This window comes from uncultured Lacinutrix sp. (assembly GCF_947500325.1).
Taxonomy (GTDB): domain Bacteria; phylum Bacteroidota; class Bacteroidia; order Flavobacteriales; family Flavobacteriaceae; genus Lacinutrix.
In genome coordinates this window covers 527,108-547,966 of the sequence record NZ_CANMRQ010000001.1, presented here as the reverse complement: position 1 = coordinate 547,966, position 20,859 = coordinate 527,108, and the positions used below count along the sequence as shown (strand labels likewise).

Here is a 20,859-nt window from a genome sequence, read left to right as displayed (position 1 = left end):
TCTAGTGTAACATTTTTAAAATAAATTAATCTTTAAAATATTGCATCATTAAATAATACAATTTAAATGAGGACTTGGATATAAACATAACATACAATAAAAAGACATAATGCCGTGTAAACAGACATTGAGATTAGAACATACCAGATAATTATGAAAGTATCAACCAAAGGAAAATATTATGGTAAAAGAAATTCGGAAGCATCTTTTAATGGTATTTTACTATCCAAATACGATTATCATACAGATAAAACTCCTTGGCATTACCATGAAAACCCTTATTTCATGTTTGTTTTACATGGTAATATGATGGATTGCAATACAAAAAACAAAACACTACTACCATCTGGAAGCTTAATGTTTAATAATTGGCAAGAAGCACATTTTGGATCTAAACATTCTGAAAATGCTGCTGGATTTCATTTAGAATTCGAAAAAAGCTGGTTTAAGAGTAACAACATAGAATTAAACTTACTAGAAGGAAGTCAATTAATAGAAAATCCACATGTGCATTTTTTATTTGCAAAATTATATCATGAATTTATTCTTTCAGATGAGTATAGTGAAATATCTATTGAACTATTATTACTACAAGTAAGCGAATCTTTAGGACCAATAAAAGAATTTAATCATAAAAATATACCTAACTGGGTTATTAAATTAAAAGAACTAATACATTACGACCAAGCTAACCTTAATCTTAAATACCTCTCAAATCAATTAGGTATTCATCCTAATCATATTTCCAGAGCAGTACCTAAATATTTTTCTGCAAGCCTTGGTGAATATATTAGGCTATTAAAAATAAAAAATTCCATTCCGTTATTACTAGATTCTAATTACTCATTGACACAAATTGCCTATCAATCTGGCTTTTCAGATCAAAGCCATTTTAACCGTGTTTTTAAGTCTTATTTTAAGATAAACCCAAGTTTTTATAGAAAAAACTTAAAGTAGAATTTAAAATTGAGGATTTATAATTAGATATGACTATACTAATTATCACTAAGCAAATATTTCTTAAGTTAATTTCCCAAATGTTAATATTATACAATTATTCAAAGAAACAAAGGCTGATATTTACAATCAATTCATAATCAAAATAAATCAAATCAAAAAATCAAAAAAAATGAAATCAATTACAGTACTAATATTATTTGTCTACTCCTTTATATCATGTCAAAACAATAAAAACATATCCTTAAATAAAAAGCAAAGTGATCACATTCAATTAGAGCAAACCAATAATATCTATTTCGCAAAAAATAAAGCAAAAATAAAAGGAAGTAATACTCCTGAGTTTTCTAAACATTTTAATTTAAATGAAGATAAGCATCTGTCTATCCATTTTACATTAGATAAACCATTAGTGCATAGTCTTCAATTATTAGCACCAAAATTATCTGAAGATGAATTATTAAATAATGGCAATTTTCAGTTTTCATTTTTAGTAGATAACGAAATTGTTTATGTAGAAAACTTAAATACCGGAGCTGGTTTAAAATCAGCAAAAAAAACACAACTAGAATATAGCCTTCCATTAATCTCACCAGAACGAATAGATCATTGGGGTTGGTACTTGTGGCTAAAATTCATGAAAATGTCAGGCGGAAGAGATAAGTTGGATAAAGGGAAACATGTACTGAGTATAGAAATAAGAACCTATTTAAATAATGAAGAACTACATGTTGGAAAACTACTAGCAAAAGGAAATCTTGATATTAATGTTAAAGAATTACCTTTTGACCAAAATGCTGTTGCTTTACAAACTATAGCAGTCAATAGTGGATGGGATATATCAAAAGACCATTTTAACCACTCTAAAATTGAAGCACTCAATAAAAAAATTGCTCAAAAGAGGTTTGAAAACATTAATGGAATTGTAGTTATTAAAGAAGGCGAATTATTAATAGAAGAGTACTTTAATGGGGAAACGAGAGGTAGTTTACATGATTCAAGGTCTGTTGGGAAATCTATTGCATCGACAATGATGGGGATTGCAATTGAAGAAAATTATATAAAAAATGAAGAGCAACAACTCAAAGAGTTTTATAAACTTGAATCTTATAAAAATTATGAGCCTGCAAAAGATTTAATAACTTTAAAATCACTTTTAACAATGAGCTCAGGTTTTTTAGGTGATGACACCGATATGAGTAACCCTGGAAACGAAGAGTATATGTATCCAACTGGCGATTGGGTAAAGTTTGCACTAGATCAGCCCATAGAAAAAGATAAAATTATGGAAAAAGACTACACTTACTTTACAGCTGGTGTGGTTGTTTTAGGTGATATTATTCATAAATCTGTACCAAATGGACTGGTTTCTTATGCAGATAAGAAGTTATTTGCTCCATTAAACATTACTAATTACAAATGGCAATACACGCCCCAAAATGTTGGAAACACTGCAGGAGGAATACGATTAAGAGCAATTGATTTTGCTAAGTATGGTCAATTATACAAAAACAATGGAAAATGGAATGACAAACAAATTATATCTAAAAAATGGGTAGAAAAAAGTTTAGCAAAACAAGTATCGCAAGCCTATACTGGAATAAAAAACGGTTATTATGGTTATCTTTTCTGGAACAAAACATATACTATAGATGGTAAAGATTATGAAGTTTCGTTTTGCACTGGTAATGGAGGTAATAAAATTTTTATATTTAAAGATATCCCATTTGTAATTGTAATCACTGCATCTGCTTATAATATGCCATATGCTCATTCTAATGTCGACAAAATGATGATAGATTATATATTGCCAGCAATATTAGACAAAAAATAAAATTAATAGGTAGCAAAAGAAGTGACAATAATTATAGTATTAAATAAAAAAAGCGAACTTCAATGAAGTTCGCTTTTAAACATAAAAACTACTTAATTAACTACTCAACAACTAAAGTATATTGAGGCGTTTTATTAAAAGGGCAGAAATATTTGTATGTCCCTTTTGTAAGTGTTACCGCTTTAGAAGATTCAGTTTTACCATGCTTTACCATTTGAGACACATACGCATCTGCAATGTGGTTTTTAGGGTTAGCTCCATCTTTTCCATCTTGTATTAAAACCAATCCTACTTCCGGTGCTGCATTAGTATTTGTTACATTAAACACATAAGTACCTTCGCTTAAAGTCAATGCTTTTTGTGTAAACTCCCCTTTTGTTTGTTCTAATGCTACAGTTTTTACTGTAGATGTTTTCATTTTATCTTGTGCCTGTGCTACAAATGTAAAGGCTACTAAAAAGATTCCTAATACTAAATTTTTCATTGTTTCTGTTTTTAAAATTATTATTTGTTAATTATTGTGTTATTGCAAATTTTCCAGCTTCTACAGATGGAAAATCTACTTCTGTTTCTGCTATATGATTTACATAGTTTGTTAAAGTATTAGACACTACGTTTAATACGATTTCTAAAATTTCACCATCGTTAAAACCAGCAGTTTTAACATCATTAATTGCTTCTGTAGATACTTGTCCTCTATTTTCTGTAACCAACTTTGCAAATTGTAATCCTGCTTGTGCTTTTTCCTCGTTTGCAAAACCTTGACGGCTTTGTTGTGTTTGCTCATCTGTTAAACCATTCATTTTACCAATAGCAGTATGTGCAGATAAACAGTAATTACAAGCATTAGATTCTGCAATTGCTAGAGCTAATTGCTCTCTATATTTATTTGTAAATTCTCCACTTGCCGTTAATTCACCTAAGCTTAAATACGTTTGTAATGTTGCTGGAGAGTTACCAAATACTTTAATTAAGTTTGGTATAAACCCTAATTTGTTTTGTACGGCATTAAATAATTCTTTAGATTTTCCTGTCGTTGTTTCCGGGTTTAATGTTTCTATTCTTGTACTCATAATTTTATTTTTTAATTGTTATTGTTTTATTAATTATTTTATTGCTTGCATTCACATAATTGTCGCTCTGGTTCATTCTCATCATAAACTTGATAACCCCAACAATTTGGACATTGGTTTGTTTCTATTGTTTTCATAAATCTTAGTTGTTTATTTGTTACACTGCAAAGATGCGACGAGAAGACTCCTTAAAAAATGGACAAAAGTTCCTTATGCTTGGACTAGTCTGTTTTATTGGGTTTTGTTAAGCTTACTAGTAGTGGTTTTGACTTTGAAAATGCGAGTAACATCCTTTTTTATAGACATATAATAGCAAAAGAAAATAGACCTTTATACCTAATCTAGAAACACTAAAAACTGGTTTGTATTAATAGTTCTTTTTAAACTGAAGAGGAGATTTCGTAGTGGCTTTTGTAAAAAAACGTGTAAAATATGCAGAATCATTGAAACCTAATGAATAGGCTATTTGTTTTACAGAATCGTTAGAATAAATTAGTTGTCTTTTAGCTTCTAAAATAATTCGGTTTTTAATAAAGTTACTTGGTGTTTCTGCATTTGCCTTCTGGAAATTTTTTGTCAACGATTTTGGAGAGACACCTAATCTTTTAGCATAATCCGTAACAGAATGCTCTGTCTTATAATTTTGCTCAACCAATATGCTAAAGTCTTTAAAAAGCTTACTTTCAATATCCGTCTTTATAGGATAGTGTTCTTTTTGTATACGGACACAATGTATTATAAATTGTCTTAAATAACTTTGCAACATATCATATTGCGCCGTCTCAGAGCTTTTAAATTCTTCTACTAGACTTTCTATTATAAAACTAAGTTTTTTAGTGTCGTTTTTGCAAGGTTTAACAAAAGGAGTTTCATATACATTATTAAATAATACACCATTACATGCTACTTCCTTATCATGTGTTTGTATACAGTAAAAATCACGGATAAAAGTTAATTTATAGGCCTCCTTTATTTTTTCAGAATCTACAGAAAATACTTGCCCTGGTGAAAGAAAAAACAATACATTTTCATCAAAATTATAACTTTTAAAATCTATGTTATAAGTACCTTTACCATCTTTTATCCAATAAATACTATAAGCATCTACTTGCTCTGGTCTATTTACCACACAAGCTTTTTCAAACTCTACAACACTTAATGAAAAAATATCTTTATAGGTATAATTTGAAATATCTTGTACTGCCATTAATAAAATAAATAGTTATAAGTTTAGTCGTAAAAAATCTTAAAATTTAACAGAACAACATCTTTAGTTTTAAAATTAAAAAATAATTCTTCTTTGTAACAAATTTAAATCTTAATCGTCTATTTATCAAACACCATAACAGTCATTTTTTATCATTGAGGAAGAAATAGGAAAAATGACTTTTTAAATTTTGTGTACACTAAAAAATGCACATACCTCTTTTTAAGAAAAAAAGAGGTATGTGCATTTTTTATTTTAAATGTAACTTTAACCACTTATGGAAATTAATTACAATATTATATCTTTAATAGATACTCTAGGATTACTTCAAGGTCTTATTTTAGGAATTCTTCTTATAGTAATAAATAGAAAAAAAAATAAATCCACTTTATTTTTAGGCTTTTTCATTATAGCCTACGCACTTGATTTATTACCTGTAATATTAGATGATCTAGGGGTTCTAGATCATTATCCGGAGTATATTTTATTACCTTTTAAATTTACATGGTTGCTTTATCCATTGTTCTATATTTATGTACAACAAGTTTCCATTTTTTCTAATCACAAAAAAAGTTATAAAACCTTAATTCCTGGAATTTTAATACTTATTACTGGAATTATTATATTTTTTCAACCCTTAGAAGTAAAAAAAGAAATTGAAGATTCTCTTTGGTATGAGTTATTAGACGTGTTAGGAATATTTTATTCTATAGGAATAGGAATTTTAACTATAAAATGGATTAAAAAACATATCGCAGAACTTAAAAACCAATATGCATCAGTTGAATATAAAGTTTTACAATGGGCAAGAGTTTTTGTTTTTATTGGTTTAATATTTACCACAACCTTTATTATCTCTGCATTTTTCGATGACAATTATTATTTCGAATTAATAATATCTATAATCAATGTTGTTTTATTGTATTGGGTATCTATGCGAGGTATTTTACAACAAAATATTGCTTTATTATTTTCTTCACCAGAAAACAATACTGCTACAGAAAAGCAAATTTCTTCTTCTGAAAACTCACAAAAACTCCTAGAAAAAATAAACGATTTTATTGTTAATAATTCCATTTTTATAAAACCAGATTTAACTATTTTAGATATCTCCGAAGGCATTAATGTCCATCCAAAACGTATCTCTAGAGTTATAAACGCGAACCTTAATCAAAACTTCAATACTTATATTAATAGCTTTAGAATTGAAAAAGCTAAAAGACTTCTCAATAGTGAAACAGTCAATAATTTAAGTATAGAAGGTATTGGTAAAGAAGTAGGCTTTCAAAGTAAAAGTACATTTTACGATGCTTTTAAAAAAGTTACAGGCACAACTCCTTCTCGCTATAAAAGCCAATAATATCGGTTCTTTTAAAAGTTCGGATTCCGGATTTCAGACAAAAAACACGCAATAAAAACAGTAAATAGTTCGGATTTCAGAATTCCGAACTACAATACTATCTCTTTTTTTGTTCGTTCTTTTTTATTTCAGAAATATTTGCTGAGGCAACAATGCACATGCTTATATAAACTATAGAAATGAAAAGAACAACACTACTACTTTTAGCTTTTTTAATCCTATTATGGACAAGCTTTATAGTTTGGGAAATTCTTGTTAACAATTGGATACAAACATTAAATCAATACATATTAAGAATAGACTTAATAATCATATTACCTATACTCATTTTAACAACACTATACGGTATATATCAAATAATTAAAAAGCAAAACAATAAAATATAATGAAAACAATAAAGCAAATTCTTTTTTTTACGTTAATCACATTTGCTCTGTCTAATAGTTATGGGCAAAGTAAAATGGCTAAAAAAATCAATAAAACAGTTAAAGCATCTTCTAAAAGTAAATGTGAGAAAAAGGGAGGTTATTGGTATAATGACAAATGTTGGGCAAATTTTAAAGAATTTGATGAAGGTATTTCTATAGAAAATATAGATGCAGAAGTTGAGAAACAATTAAACGCTGCTAAGGATTTTGGCTTACAACTAAATGGAAAGCCTTTTAATCTCGATTTCTTTTTCCCAGAGATAAATTATGAAGACAATGAATTCATGATGATTTCAACCTTTACTATAGAGAAAAAAACAAATACTTTAATACTAATCACATCCATTAAAGATTCAGAAAAAAGATCCTTTACTGCTCAAACCCTTTTATTTAATGTGAATCTAATGGAACTTTCAGAAGAAGATCAAGCAAAAGTTCCGTCATATATCGTTTCGCAAGGTACTGCCAATATCATATCTGCAGAAAAAGAAGATATGAAAATATTCGATGTAACAGGAACCTTAACGCCTGTAGCTGGAGGTGAAGAATCCTCTTTCAAAATGAAAGTAGGAGAAGCATTAGCAGGATTAGGTGATACAAGACTAGAAATAAAAGGAACAGATGTGTATTTAAATGGCACCTTAGGCACAAAAGGATATGCACAATTTAAAGACCTTATTAAAAACCATCCAGAAATAACCACTATAGTATTACAAAATGTACCAGGTTCTATAAACGATGCAGTAAATATGCATACTGGACGCATTATTAGAGAGGCCGGTTTAAATACTAAAGTACTTGCCAATAGTAATATTTCTTCTGGAGGTGTAGATTTATTTTGTGCAGGAAAAGAACGTATTGTTACAAAAGGGGCTCGTTTAGGGATTCATTCTTGGGGAGGCGACGGTATATCTGCAGACGATATTGCTAAAGATCATCCAGCACATCAATACCAATTAGCATATTTCACAATGTGTTTGGGTAAAGAAATAGGCCCTGCATTTTATTTTAGAACTCTTACAGCTGCTCCTGCAGGAAAAATGCATTGGATGAGTGATAAAGAGATTAAAGATTGGAAATTAGCCACATCATTTCTTAAAGAGACAAAAAAAGAAGGTTTAGTGAACCAAACACTATATGATTTTGTTCCATCGCATTTGAAACTGCTTCCAATAGAAAAATTAATGGGAAATCCTCCTCCAAAAGACATGACTGAAGTATACTACGCTAATGGCAAAAAAACAACACTTAAAGACGTAATGCCAAAAATTATGAATTATGAGTTAGACCCGCAAATGTTTGTTGATAAGCAAGGTAACTATAAAGTATTAGTGGTTGTAAAATCAAAAAAATAAATAATTAAATATAGAGTAGTACACTCTTAATTGTCTAATAATTAAAATGAAAATTATGAATTTAAAGAAAGCAATAGTAATAATGTTATTTTCAGCTTTAGGGATGAATGCTTTAAACGCTCAAGAAAATGTTGTTAAAGTAAACCCTATTGGGCTTTTATACGGCTCAAATTTAGTTGCATACGAATTATCTCTTGGAGAAAAAACATCTGGCCTTATAGGTGCCAACTATTCAAATTATAAGTTTGATGGAAACAATAAAAATAAATCTATTGGAGGTGAATTACAGTTTAGATACTATTTAAAAGAAAGTTTAAAAGGGTTTTATGGAGGTGCACTTGGTACATATGCTACTGGAGATACAGCTTTTGTAGGTGTTAAAGAAAAATTCAATTCGTTTGGAGCTGGTGCTATATTAGGTTATCAATGGATATGGGGAAGTGGATTCTCATTAGACATTAATGCCGGAGCCGAATATATTTCTATTAATTATAAAAATAAATCTGCTGTTAACTTAGCTAGAAAAGATAATGGAATAATTCCTGTTTTAGGAATATCATTAGGATATGCGTTTTAACCCCTAAACAAAGGGTTTACACATCTTAAATAATAAAAAAATGAAAAATAGAAAAATTTTAAAATCAGTAATAGCAATATTTATATTAGTAGGGTTAATTGGATGCAATAAAAATGACGACGACAATCCCGTAACAGATCTATTTCACCCTAATGGAATTAAAAAACTAAATTCCAATCCTATAACTGTTATAGAAAGCACATATACTTTTGGTGAAACTCCAGAACGTACTGTTAACACTATAGAAATGTCAAATTTAGATGGAGACGACGTTATTATTCTAAATTCTAATGAACAAATAATTCTCTCTACTAATGACGATAATTTGCCTGATGGAGAAACGATTATACTTATAGTCAACTCAACAGAATTATATACTGGATCTAACTTTACAGTAAATGAAAACAATAACTCTATAACCTTATCTGGTCAAGTTACTAATACATCTAGTGATATCAAATCTCTTTCTATTACATTACAAGAAAGTCACTTTGGAGCAGGGAACTCTAGTTATACCATAAATGAGAATCAAGCATTACTATCTGGAACATTAGGAACTTACACCTTTAACCAAATACTTGAAATTAACTCAAATTATCCAGAAGTAAATACTTTTGTCTTAACAACAATTGAAGGTTCTGTTAATGATGATGTAAATGTAGAAACTGGTAGATTAATTAGAAATGCTGGTTACTCAACACATTTAAAAGCAAATAGCGAAATATATTCTGGAGGTGTAGATTTATTTTGTTCTGGTAAGATTAGAACAAGAGAAGCAGGCTCTAAAATTGGAGTACATTCTTGGTGCTGTTATGAAGGTCAAACAGCAGATCAATTACCACAAAACTCACCTGGGCATAATAGTCAGCTAGCTTATTTTAAAGAAATGTTAGGAACTACAAATGGTCCAAACTTTTATTTTTTCACAATAAATGCAGCTCCTTTTAATGGAATTCATTTAATGACTGATACAGAATTAGAACAATATCAATTAATAACAAATTAAAAAAAAGAACTATGAAAAAAGTAATTTTATTAGGAGGTTTATTAGCTTTAATTGTAACAACAAGCCTACAAGCTCAAAACAAAGAAACAACAACTACATCTATCCCAAAATTTGAAATAAAAGTTATTACTAGTGTTGAATCTATTGTACCAATGGGTTTAGGTCGCTCTAGAATTATTTCTTCTAACGTAGAACGTGATTATAGTGAATTTTCATCTAATCAAACTGAAGATGATAATACTAGAAACAAATCTAAACGAAAAAATATTAGAGTTAAAGATTTTGAAGAAACCAAACTATTAAACTTTTACAATATTGGAGGCATACGATTTCAAAATATTGCCGCTAATGATGCAGTTATTTCGTCCAAACTAACAACTATGATTTCTAAAGGCTGGGATTTAGTATTTGTAACAAGCGCAGTAGAAAGCGATGCTGGCGAAGGTGATGATCAAGGTATTTTTATTACACGATATATTTTTAAAAGAAAATTATAGCAATAAGAAAGCTTTGTTACCTCTATAACAAAGCTTTTTTTAATTAGACATAGAATTACAAAGCTTTTCTTTTTAGATTTTCTAGATTTAATAATAAAAATGTAATTAAAGAAGGTAAAACCCAACCTAAGCTATCTTTTGCCAACGGAACAAGATTAACAACGCTTTCTAAATTTTCTGGTGGGATAATAAATTTTAAAAAATCTGGAATACTAAAAAGAAATGTTACAATTACAACACCTCTAAAAACTATAGTAGAAGCAAACCGTTCTGGCAATACATTTAATAATATTAGTACAATTGTTATTGGGTAAATAAACATAAGTATTGGCAATGCTATCATTATTATAGAATGAAAATCTAATTGCCCTATAGCAACTCCTACTACACAAGAAATAACTGCTGTAGCTGTATAAGCATTTTTAGAGTGCTTTAATAAGCCCTTAAAATAATCTGCTGTTCCTGCTATTATACCTACTGCTGTTGTAAAACATGCTAAAGAAATTAAAATACTTAGTACAGTGTTTCCAAAATTACCTAATGATGCTAAACTAATACCTCGTAATAGTTTTGCTCTTTGCATATCGTTACTTAAAGTAGAGTCTACATTTATTTCTGAACCATAAAAAGCACCTACAGAAATTAATCCTGCATAAATAATAAACAATCCTAATCCTGCAATAAATCCTGATTTTTTAATCAAATCTTTTCTTTCTTCAAAAGAATCTTCTTTTTTAAAATTTAAAGATATAATAATAACGCCTCCAACAACCACGGCTCCAATTGCATCGAAAGTTTGATAGCCTTCTAATATACCACTTACAATTGGTATTTCGAAAGCAGACGCATTCATTTGCATATTACTAGAAAACAAACCTATACCTATGATTAATAAAAGTGTTATTACTATTAATGGTGTTAAAAACTTCCCTATAAGATTTAAAATTTTTGATCGATTTAAAACAAACACTAATACTAAAGTAAAATATATTGCACTTGTTAATAATGGACTTGTTCCAAATGCTGGGTGAATAGCTATTTCATGTGTTGCAGATGCAGTTCTAGGCGATGGTATTGCTATAGAGATTATATATACAATAACACAATAGATTAAGCTAAATGTTGGTGACACTTTTTTACCAAAATCAAACATTGTTCCTTGCAACTTAGCATGTGCTAAAATTCCAAAAATAGGAATCACTACTGCAGTAATTATAAATCCTATTGTTACCCAAAACCAATCTTCTCCAGCGTTATAACCTAAAAGTGGTGGTAATAATAAATTCCCAGCTCCAAAAAACATTGAGAATAAGGCAAAACCTATAACAAATACTTCTTTACTTTTATTCAAAAAAATCTAGTATTAAATTATCACAGTTAAACTGTGAGTGTTAGACAATTATTAATTAAGTTTTCAAGAACGATACTTATTGAAAGCTTATTTTTGTCTAAATATACTTTAAAATGATTTTACAATACAAAGGCACTACTATTTTTTATACAGATGAAGGAAAAGGATCTGTTGTAATACTACTTCACGGCTTTTTAGAAGACACATCTATGTGGAACGATGCAAAAAACATTATCTCTAAAAAAAACAGAGTCATTTGTATAGATTTATTAGGTCATGGAAAAACGGGTAGTATTGGCTATATACATACAATGGAGGACATGGCCAATATGGTCTATTTCGTTTTAAAACATTTAAAATTAAGAAAATATACTTTTATTGGTCATTCTATGGGTGGATATGTAGCACTAACTTTTGCAAAGTTATATACTCAAAATGTAAAAGGCTTGTGTTTATTAAACTCAACTTACAAGGCTGATAGCAGTGAAAGAAAAATATTAAGAACAAGAGCAAATAAAATGGTGCAAAACAATTTTGAAAACATGGTACGAATGAGTTTTGCAAATCTATTTAGTGCCGAAAGTAAAACGATATATAAGGAAGAGTACGAAGCAGCATTGTTAATAGCTCTTAAAACACCTCTTCAAGGTTATATGGCAGCTCAAGAAGGCATGAAATTACGAGAGGATTCTTCTTCTTTTTTTATAGAAGCGCCTTTTAAAAAAATGATTTTATTAGGAGAAAAAGATACTGTTTTAGATACCAAAAACATCCTTCAATTTTCTAATAAAAATAATATTCCTATTCATGTTTTTACGCAAGGACACATGAGTCATATTGAAAATAAAAGTGAGTTTTTAAAAAAAATCATGTATTTCATCGAATAAATAAGTCTTTTTGTCGGGAATTATTATTTTTTGATTAAGTTTAACTCCCTTAGAATCAAAAAAATGAATAACATTATAATTAAAACTCTCCCTAACCATGCAACTATTATGTAATCTATTTGGACATAGATACGAAGTATCGAAGTCCATAACTTATCATGTTAAAGAATATAAATGCTGTAATTGTAGCAAAGAACTAACTACCAATGGAAATGGTAATTTAGTAGAACTAACTCCAAAGTTTAAAGAGATAAATTTCATCTTATCCAGAGTACACAAAAAAAGACAAAATAAATTACGTCGTGAAGGATTGCAAGAGTCTTACAAAATGACTTCTTAGTTATTAAAACTCTTCCAACCTTGTGCTTGAAGCGGAATTTTAGTTTCTGCTCTTGTTACTAAATGTGCCCCACTACTCTCTTCTGTAATGTAACCTATAACAGATAGATTCGGATTAGCTTTTATTTTAGGAAAATCTTCCTGAGAAATTGTCATTAATAACTCATAATCTTCACCCCCATTTAATGCTACTGTTGTACTGTCTATATCAAACTCTTCGCAAGTTGAAATTACTTGAGGGTCTAAAGGAATCTTATCCTCATATAGATCGCATCCTACATGACTTGCCTTACAAATATGTAAAATTTCTGAAGACAAACCGTCACTAACATCTATCATAGCAGTTGGTTTAACATCCAAATCCTTCAATAATTTAACAATATCTTTCCGAGCTTCTGGTTTTAATTGGCGTTCCATTATGTAAGTATACGCGTCTAAATCTGGTTGATTATTAGGGTTTACCTTGAACACTTCTTTTTCTCGTTCTAAGATCTGTAATCCCATATAAGCACCACCTAAATCTCCAGTCACTACTAATAAATCATTAGGTTTAGCACCACTTCTATAGACTTCATCATCAGGTTTCACTTGACCAATAGCCGTAACAGAAATCAAAAGGCCTGAAGTTGAAGATGTAGTATCACCTCCAATAACATCTATATTATATATTTTTGAAGCTAAAGCAATCCCTGAGTATAATTCTTCTAAAGCTTCAAGTGGAAATCTATTAGATACCGCAATAGAAACAGTTATTTGAGTCGCTGCTGCATTCATAGCATAAACATCAGATAAGTTTACAACAACTGCTTTATAACCTAAATGCTTTAAAGGCACATAACTTAAATCAAAATGCACTCCCTCAACTAACATGTCTGTAGTTACTACTATTCTATCTTCTTCTATATTTAAAACTGCCGCATCATCTCCTATCCCTTTTACTGTAGACTTATGCTTAATTTCAAATTGATTTGTTAAATGATCTATTAAGCCAAATTCTCCTAATTCACTTAATGGTGTACGCAGTTGGTTTTTATCCTCTATCATGATGCAAAAATAAGAAGATATACTAAATTAGTAGGGTATCCAATACTTTAATTGTTTTTATATTGATTATTACTATTTTATCGAATTGAATGAAACCATATCAAACTGATAAACAGTGCATTTTAACATGAAAAACGTACTTTTTATCGTTTTTTTATATATTTTCGCAAAACTCAATTAAAAACTTAGCCACAATGTTAAAAAACTACACATTTACAATTATTATTTGCTTATTATTTCAAACGTCTATGTTTGCTCAAACTCCATGTGAATTTAATTCTGGAGCAGGAATGGATATGGCTGGAATATACCCTTGTAAAGATTACGATTTAATGTCTAATATACCTGTTTCGGTTTTAGCGACCACTTTGGGCAATGAAGAAAGTAGTGATATATGGGGCTGGACTGATCCTTTAAACGGAAAAGAATATGCGATTGTAGGTATGACAAATAGCACTGCCTTTGTAGATGTCTCAGATCCAATAAATCCAATCTTTTTAGGAAGAATAGAAACAGCTAATGGAAACACTTCATTTTGGAGAGATGTAAAAGTTTATAACAATCATGCTTTTATTGTAGCAGATCTTCTTGGAGATCATGGAGTCCAAATTTTTGACTTAACAGTTCTAAGAAACGGTCCAAATGCAGATTTAACGTATACAAGTGCAGCTAATGATGGTAATGTTCTTAGGTTTCAAGGAGATAATGGAATAACAATAGGAAGTTGCCACAACATAGTAATTAATGAATCTGAAGGCATAGCTTATTTAGTAGGTTGTGGAGGTGCAGCAAGTGGCGGACCTGTTTTTTTAGATATAAGCACACCTTTATCTCCAACAATAGTTGGCAGCTATGCTGGTAAAGGATACACTCATGATGCCCAAGTAGTAACTTATAATGGTCCAGATACTGAACATGTAGGAAAACAAATTTTTATTGGTAGTAATGGAAACTCTGATAGAGTAGTCATTTTAGATGTTACAGATAAGTCTAATGTTGTTGCAATTAATGAATTTGATTATCCACAAATTGCATATGCTCACCAAGGCTGGTTCACAGATGATCATCGTTATTTTATTTTAGGAGATGAAGTAGATGAACAAAGTTTTGGAAATAACACAAGAACACTAATATTTGATTTCCAAGACCTTGATGCAGACTTTAATACCAATACAGCTTTAACAACTACTTATTTAGGCCCAACAGCTGCTATTGATCACAATGGATATGTAAAAGATGATAAGTTTTATTTAGCAAATTATAGAGCAGGAATGAGAGTATTAGATGTGCCTACACTTATTTCATCAAACAATTCTGCATCTGAAATAGGTTATTTCGATACTTTCCCTACAAGTGATAGTGCTAGTTTTAATGGAGCTTGGAGTGTATACCCATATTTCAATAGTGGAAATATTATTATAAGTGATATTGAAAGAGGACTTTTTATTGTTAGAAAAAGTAATACATTAGATACGCCTTCATTTGAATTTTCAAATAGCTTCACTTTGTCACCAAACCCAACGACATCCAATACAACTATAAAAGCTTCAGAGAATATTAAAGTAAATACTATTGAAATTTATAATATCTTAGGGCAAAATGTATTTACTGCTAACAATATTAATAAACAAGAATACGTTTTACCTGTAAAAAACTATCGTTCTGGCATGTATTTAATCAAAATAAATGGTGCTGTAACTAAAAAATTAATAATCGAATAAATTGAATTATTAATTTAGTCTATTAACTATTATACATAGACAAAAAAACTTAAAACATTGAATTCAATGAAAAAATTAAAAAACATTTTTAAAATTGCTACCCTTTTTGGTCTTGGATTCTTTTTAATAACAGTATCTATTAGCTGCTCTAACGATGATGATAATTCTACATTAACCGCATTTCCAGATCAAGATAATGATGGTGTTGCAGACATTTCAGACAACTGTCCTGAGGCAAGTAACCCTGATCAATTAGATTCTAATGATAATGGTATTGGTGATGTCTGTGATGATCGTGATGGAGATGGAGTTATGGATAATATTGACAACTGTCCAAATCAGGCCAATCCAGATCAATTAGATTTAAATTCTGATGGTATTGGCGATATCTGTGAAGGAAATCCACAACCATTATTTCCTTGTGAAAATGGCATGGCAGGAAATTTTCCTTGCAACGATTATGATCTAATGGCAACACTTTCAGTTGCCGAAATGGGAGCTGCAGGTAGTGGTAATGATTCCTGGGGATGGACAGATCCAGTCTCTGGAAGAGAATATGCTTTGGTAGGAACTTCTTCTGCCTCAGTTTTTGTTGATATAACAAACACCTCACAATTAGTTGTTGTTGGAATACTTCCAACTGCCACTGTAAATAGTAGTTGGAGAGATATAAAAGTATATAATAATCATGCATTTATTGTTAGTGAAGCTTCTAATCACGGTATGCAAGTATTTGATTTAACTAGATTAAGAAACGTTACTAATGCACCTGAAACTTTTACTGCTGATGCACGTTACACAGGCTTTGGTCGTGCTCATAACATTGTTATTAATGAAGACAGTGGTTATGCCTATGGCGTTGGAACAAGGTTAAATGGAACACCTACTTTTAATGGTGGACCACATTTTGTTAATATACAAAACCCAACAAATCCTGTTGCTGCAGGTGGTTATGCAGATGGAGGATACTCTCATGATGCGCAAGTGGTAACATATAACGGTCCAGATTCTGACTATACAGGAAAAGAAATTTTAATTGGGAGTAATGAAAATGAAGTTGTGATTGTTGATATTACTGACAAAGCAAATCCAGTAGGAATTTCAACTATTAGTTATAATAACATTGGATATACACACCAAGGCTGGTTTACTGGTGATATGAAATACTTTATACTTGGAGATGAATTAGATGAACAAAATTTTGGTGGTAATACTAGAGCATTAATTTTCGATTTTACAGATTTAGACAATCCAACATTTCATATGGAATATACAGGTAATACTCCTGCAATAGATCATAATGGCTATATACATAACAACACGTATTTTCAAGCCAATTATAGAGCTGGTGTGCGTATGATAGACATATCGAACATAGGAAGCAATTCAATGACAGAAGTTGGTTTCTTTGATACTTACCCAGATGATAATAATGCTAATTTTAATGGCGCATGGAATGTATATCCTTATTTCGCTAGTGGCAACATAGTTATTAGCGATATTGATAGAGGTTTATTTATTATCAAGAAAAGCCAACCATAAATAAAAAACAATGCGTTTTCAAAGAGTCTTAATATTTATTGCATCTATATTATTTGTTTTTAATAGTTGTAAAAGTGATGATGATACCATAACACCAACTAATAATTCTGTCACTGGCATTTTAGATTTTGCTAGAGTATATGGTGGAAGTAAAAACGAAAGCGCACAAGCAGTTGTAAGTACTTTAGATGGTGGTTATGCCGTATTAGGTTATACACAAAGTACCAATGGAGATATTACAGATAAAACTGATGAAAGTTTTGACTATTGGTTATTAAAATTTGATACAGATAGCGAACTACAATGGAATAAAACATATGGTGGTAGTGAAGATGATCGTGGCAAAGATATAATACAAACACAAGATGGTGGTTATGCTATTTTAGGCTCAAGCTACAGTAGTAACGAAGATGTAAGTACTAATGCTGGCCAAGAAGATTATTGGTTAGCAAAGTTAGATGCTTCTGGAAATATTTCTTGGCAAAAATCTTTTGGCTATTCTGGTACAGATTCTGGCATTTCGGTAATACAAACAAATGATAATGGCTACTTAATTTCTGGCGTTTTAGATGTTACTGCATCTGGAGGAGAAGGTAACACCTCTAGAAACAGTAGTAGACATGCAGGTGGCGATTATTGGATAATAAAACTGAATACAGATGGCGATATAGAATGGAGTAAATTTTTTGGTGGATTATTTACAGACACACCTGAAGGTATAGTAGAAACTGATGACAATGCCTTTATAATTGCTGGCGGATCGGACAGTGCTGATACAGACATTAGCAACAATAAAGGCTCTTATGATTTTTGGGTCATTAAAATTTCTAATACAGGAAGTTTGATTTGGGAAAAATCTTTTGGAGGTTCAGAAATAGACGAAGCTAGAGGCATTGTAAAATCTGGAGATGGTAATTACATTATTGCTGGAGACACTAGAAGTAGTGACACCGATATTTCAAATAATAATGGAGCGGCCGATTTATGGCTTATTAAAATATCTCCATTAGGAGAATTACTTTGGGAAAAAACTATCGGTGGTTCAAGTTTCGATGTCGCTAGAGCAATAGTTAAAACACAAGACAATGGCTTTCTATTATCTGGAAGCTCTAGAAGCTCAGATGGGGATTTAACTATTAACCAAGGGCAAAATGATGCTTGGGTTTTAAAAGTCGATAGCAATGGAATATTAGAATGGCAAAAAACTGTCGGTGGTTCTAATATTGATTTTGCATATGGTATAACAGAACTAAATGACAAAACTGTAGTTGCTGTAGGTGATGCAACTAGTAATGATGGTGATTTAATCGAAAACAAAGGTTTTAGTGATTTACTAATAATAAAAATTAAATAATAAATGAAAAAGATTTTTGCCCTTTTAATAATTTCAGCTATTACATTTACCTCTTGTAGTGATGATAATGATGACAATTTAAAAACAAAAACAGAAGCTAAAACAAGTTTTAACTTCACTCATAACTGGGATGATACAGCAATAGCTGGTTCAGATTTTGAAAACACCCAGTATACTAATGCTAATGGTGAAATGATTACAATGACAAGGTTGCGATATATCATTTCTGATGTTACTTTCACAAAAGCTAATGGAGAAAGTACAACTATTGAAGGTTATAAGTTAGTAGACGTTACTAATGATGATTTAAATTATAATCCAGAAATGAAAATTCCAACCGGAGCTTACACAAGTGTATCATTTACTTACGGATTAAAACATGAAGATAATATTGATGGTGCTTATACAGATTTAAATTCAGCTTCTTTTAATGTCCCTATGGCCGCATTAGGTGGTGGATATCACTATATGCAATTTGACGGAAAATATACTAATAGTACTGTCACAGACGCTCCTTTCAATTACCACCACATTAGAGCTGTTAATGCAGGTATGCCTCCTGTATTCCCAGATCAGCCTACATTTATTACTGTCGATTTAGGAGCAATGACAATAAGCGATGATATAACTATTGAGGTTAAAATGAATGTTGCTGAATGGTTTAAAAACCCTAACACATGGGACTTAAATGTCTTAAATCAAGTTTTAATGCCAAACGCTAATGCCCAATTGTTAATGAATCAAAATGGACAAAATGTATTTGGCTTAGGTACCGTAACACAATAATTAATGAAAAATTGGTTCATATACTTACTTCTCATAGTCTCTGTATCTTCTTGTTCAAAAGATGACACTCCAGATACGGAAGTATATGAACCAACACCAAACTCATTAGAAATACCTGCAATTTTCGAACAAAATATTATTGCTCCAGTTATACCAAATAATAACCCTCAAACTATAGAAGGAGTAGCTTTAGGAAAGAAATTGTTTTTCGACCCTATTTTATCTGGAGATGAAACTATGTCATGTGCAAATTGCCATAGTCCTCAAAATGCATTTACAGATAATACCCCAACTAGTGATGGAATAAACGGTGTTTTTGGAAACCGAAACTCCATGCCTTTATTTAATTTAGCATGGAATTATGGTGAGCGTTTTGCTTGGGATGGCAAAGAATTAAGTTTAGAAAGACAAGCATTAGAACCAGTGCAAAACACTATTGAAATGAATAGTAACTGGGATGATGTTGTAAACAAATTACAAACACACCCTGAATATCCAGAGTTATTTCGCAAAGCATTCAAAACTACTACAATTACAAAAGAACTTACAGCAAAAGCTATTGCCCAATTTGAACGCACTTTAATTTCTGCTAACTCAAAATTTGATAGAGCAGATCAAGGATTAGCAACTCTTACACCTCAAGAACAAAATGGTCTTAATGTGTTTTTAGACGAGGCAAAAGGAGATTGTTTTCACTGTCATGGAAATCCAAATAATCCTTTATGGACTGATAATATTTTTCATAATAATGGCTTAGATTCAACATTCTCAGATCTTGGTTTGGGAGCTGTAACTGGTGATCCAAATGACAATGGAAAATTTAAAAGTCCATCACTTAGAAATTTAGCATATACAGCTCCATATATGCATGATGGTCGTTTTAGCACATTAGATGAAGTTATTGATTTTTATAGTGAAGGTCTTCAAAACTCTTCAACTATAGACCCTTTAATGAAAAAAGTTGATCAAGGCGGCGTTCAACTTTCAGATCAAGATAAAGCAGATTTAAAAGCTTTTTTACTGTCTCTATCTGACCCATCTTTTCTTACCAATCCAGACTTTCAGAATTAAGACTTTTTAAAGAAAGCTGTTCATAAAAAAATACTATTACTTCATATACTAATATAATGTTAGGTTATATGGTAAAAAGAGACTTATATCGTATCTTTGCACTCTATTTAGATAAATTCTATATAAGAATATGATAAAAGTTTCTGAAACAGCTAAAAAGAAAGTCGTTGAGTTAATGACAGATGACGGCTATAATCCTAACGAAGACTATGTTCGTGTTGGAGTTAAAAGCGGTGGTTGCTCTGGCTTGTCTTACGATTTGAAATTTGACAAGACCCAAGAAGAAGAAGATAAAGTTTTTGAAGACAATGGTGTAAAAATCATAGTTGATAAAAAAAGCTTCTTATACCTTATTGGTACCACATTAGAATATTCTGGTGGTTTAAACGGAACTGGCTTCGTATTTAATAACCCTAATGCAAACCGAACTTGCGGTTGTGGAGAAAGTTTCTCTTTATAATTTTAAGACA

The 20,859-nt window shown here is 30.5% G+C and carries 21 protein-coding genes; 16 read left to right on the top strand and 5 right to left on the bottom strand.

The genetic code is table 11. The features are described from left to right. Positions 1-153: 153 nt before the first annotated feature. Entirely contained in the window at positions 154-957 is an 804-nt protein-coding gene (locus Q0997_RS02515; RefSeq protein ID WP_299884115.1) for a helix-turn-helix transcriptional regulator, read from the top strand. Between the two features lie 172 nt (positions 958-1,129). Continuing rightward, positions 1,130-2,791: a serine hydrolase gene (locus Q0997_RS02510; RefSeq protein WP_299884113.1), complete on the top strand. Its 1,662-nt coding sequence runs from the start codon at positions 1,130-1,132 to the stop codon at positions 2,789-2,791. Positions 2,792-2,891: 100 nt separating this feature from the next. On the opposite strand, the gene Q0997_RS02505 is transcribed toward Q0997_RS02510, so the two are convergent. The 3 genes from Q0997_RS02505 to Q0997_RS02495 all read right to left on the bottom strand — a co-directional run bounded on the left by Q0997_RS02505 (position 2,892) and on the right by Q0997_RS02495 (position 5,071). Then, positions 2,892-3,275 carry a cupredoxin domain-containing protein gene (locus tag Q0997_RS02505; RefSeq protein WP_299884111.1) on the bottom strand — a complete coding sequence of 128 codons (384 nt, stop codon included), beginning with the start codon at positions 3,273-3,275 and terminating at the stop codon, positions 2,892-2,894. 31 nt (positions 3,276-3,306) lie between these two features. Beyond that, the gene (locus tag Q0997_RS02500) at positions 3,307-3,864 is read right to left on the bottom strand and encodes a carboxymuconolactone decarboxylase family protein (protein ID WP_299884109.1); all 558 of its coding nucleotides are present in this window, start codon (positions 3,862-3,864) and stop codon (positions 3,307-3,309) included. A 367-nt stretch (positions 3,865-4,231) separates the two neighbouring features. Further along, positions 4,232-5,071 (bottom strand): helix-turn-helix domain-containing protein, encoded by an 840-nt coding sequence (locus Q0997_RS02495; RefSeq protein ID WP_299884107.1) that lies wholly within the window; start codon positions 5,069-5,071, stop codon positions 4,232-4,234. Between the two features lie 277 nt (positions 5,072-5,348). Here Q0997_RS02495 and Q0997_RS02490 point away from each other — a divergent pair, with 277 nt between their 5' ends. The 6 genes from Q0997_RS02490 to Q0997_RS02465 all read left to right on the top strand — a co-directional run bounded on the left by Q0997_RS02490 (position 5,349) and on the right by Q0997_RS02465 (position 10,294). Next, a complete protein-coding gene (locus tag Q0997_RS02490; protein ID WP_299884105.1) occupies positions 5,349-6,431 on the top strand; it encodes an AraC family transcriptional regulator in 1,083 nt (360 codons plus the stop codon). A gap of 179 nt (positions 6,432-6,610) precedes the next feature. After that, entirely contained in the window at positions 6,611-6,817 is a 207-nt protein-coding gene (locus tag Q0997_RS02485) for a hypothetical protein (protein ID WP_299884103.1), read from the top strand. Beyond that, positions 6,817-8,214 (top strand): hypothetical protein, encoded by a 1,398-nt coding sequence (locus Q0997_RS02480; RefSeq protein WP_299884101.1) that lies wholly within the window; start codon positions 6,817-6,819, stop codon positions 8,212-8,214. The genes Q0997_RS02485 and Q0997_RS02480 overlap by 1 nt, the downstream gene beginning before the upstream one ends. Positions 8,215-8,269: 55 nt before the next feature. Beyond that, on the top strand, positions 8,270-8,791 hold the full coding sequence (locus tag Q0997_RS02475) for a DUF3575 domain-containing protein (RefSeq protein WP_299884099.1): 522 nt from the start codon (positions 8,270-8,272) through the stop codon (positions 8,789-8,791). Positions 8,792-8,831: 40 nt separating this feature from the next. Next, positions 8,832-9,797: a hypothetical protein gene (locus tag Q0997_RS02470; protein ID WP_299884097.1), complete on the top strand. Its 966-nt coding sequence runs from the start codon at positions 8,832-8,834 to the stop codon at positions 9,795-9,797. 11 nt (positions 9,798-9,808) lie between these two features. Beyond that, on the top strand, positions 9,809-10,294 hold the full coding sequence (locus Q0997_RS02465) for a hypothetical protein (protein WP_299884095.1): 486 nt from the start codon (positions 9,809-9,811) through the stop codon (positions 10,292-10,294). A gap of 55 nt (positions 10,295-10,349) precedes the next feature. On the opposite strand, the gene brnQ is transcribed toward Q0997_RS02465, so the two are convergent. After that, entirely contained in the window at positions 10,350-11,645 is a 1,296-nt protein-coding gene (gene brnQ / locus Q0997_RS02460; protein ID WP_299884093.1) for a branched-chain amino acid transport system II carrier protein, read from the bottom strand. Positions 11,646-11,758: 113 nt separating this feature from the next. Between brnQ and Q0997_RS02455 the strand changes: the two genes are divergently transcribed. Both Q0997_RS02455 and Q0997_RS02450 read left to right on the top strand, forming a co-directional pair. Further along, positions 11,759-12,532, top strand: a complete 774-nt coding sequence (locus Q0997_RS02455) for an alpha/beta hydrolase (protein WP_299884091.1) — start codon at positions 11,759-11,761, stop codon at positions 12,530-12,532. A 97-nt stretch (positions 12,533-12,629) separates the two neighbouring features. After that, complete coding sequence (locus tag Q0997_RS02450) at positions 12,630-12,872, top strand: DUF1660 family phage protein (RefSeq protein ID WP_299884089.1); 243 nt, start codon at positions 12,630-12,632, stop codon at positions 12,870-12,872. Here the strand turns inward: Q0997_RS02450 and thiL are convergent. Next, on the bottom strand, positions 12,869-13,915 hold the full coding sequence (thiL, locus tag Q0997_RS02445) for a thiamine-phosphate kinase (protein ID WP_299884087.1): 1,047 nt from the start codon (positions 13,913-13,915) through the stop codon (positions 12,869-12,871). The two genes, Q0997_RS02450 and thiL, sit on opposite strands and share 4 nt — an antisense overlap. Before the next feature lie 194 nt (positions 13,916-14,109). Between thiL and Q0997_RS02440 the strand changes: the two genes are divergently transcribed. The 6 genes from Q0997_RS02440 (at position 14,110) to Q0997_RS02415 (ending at position 20,849) form a co-directional block, all read left to right on the top strand. Further along, positions 14,110-15,636 (top strand): choice-of-anchor B family protein, encoded by a 1,527-nt coding sequence (locus Q0997_RS02440; RefSeq protein ID WP_299884085.1) that lies wholly within the window; start codon positions 14,110-14,112, stop codon positions 15,634-15,636. Between the two features lie 66 nt (positions 15,637-15,702). Beyond that, positions 15,703-17,178 carry a choice-of-anchor B family protein gene (locus Q0997_RS02435; protein ID WP_299884084.1) on the top strand — a complete coding sequence of 492 codons (1,476 nt, stop codon included), beginning with the start codon at positions 15,703-15,705 and terminating at the stop codon, positions 17,176-17,178. Between the two features lie 10 nt (positions 17,179-17,188). Next, positions 17,189-18,532, top strand: a complete 1,344-nt coding sequence (locus Q0997_RS02430) for a hypothetical protein (protein ID WP_299884082.1) — start codon at positions 17,189-17,191, stop codon at positions 18,530-18,532. Positions 18,533-18,535: 3 nt separating this feature from the next. Beyond that, positions 18,536-19,318 carry an MbnP family protein gene (locus Q0997_RS02425; protein ID WP_299884080.1) on the top strand — a complete coding sequence of 261 codons (783 nt, stop codon included), beginning with the start codon at positions 18,536-18,538 and terminating at the stop codon, positions 19,316-19,318. Positions 19,319-19,321: 3 nt separating this feature from the next. Continuing rightward, positions 19,322-20,389 (top strand): cytochrome c peroxidase, encoded by a 1,068-nt coding sequence (locus Q0997_RS02420; RefSeq protein WP_299884078.1) that lies wholly within the window; start codon positions 19,322-19,324, stop codon positions 20,387-20,389. Positions 20,390-20,519: 130 nt separating this feature from the next. Next, on the top strand, positions 20,520-20,849 hold the full coding sequence (locus tag Q0997_RS02415) for an iron-sulfur cluster assembly accessory protein (RefSeq protein WP_299884076.1): 330 nt from the start codon (positions 20,520-20,522) through the stop codon (positions 20,847-20,849). The last annotated feature ends 10 nt before the right edge of the window (positions 20,850-20,859 follow it).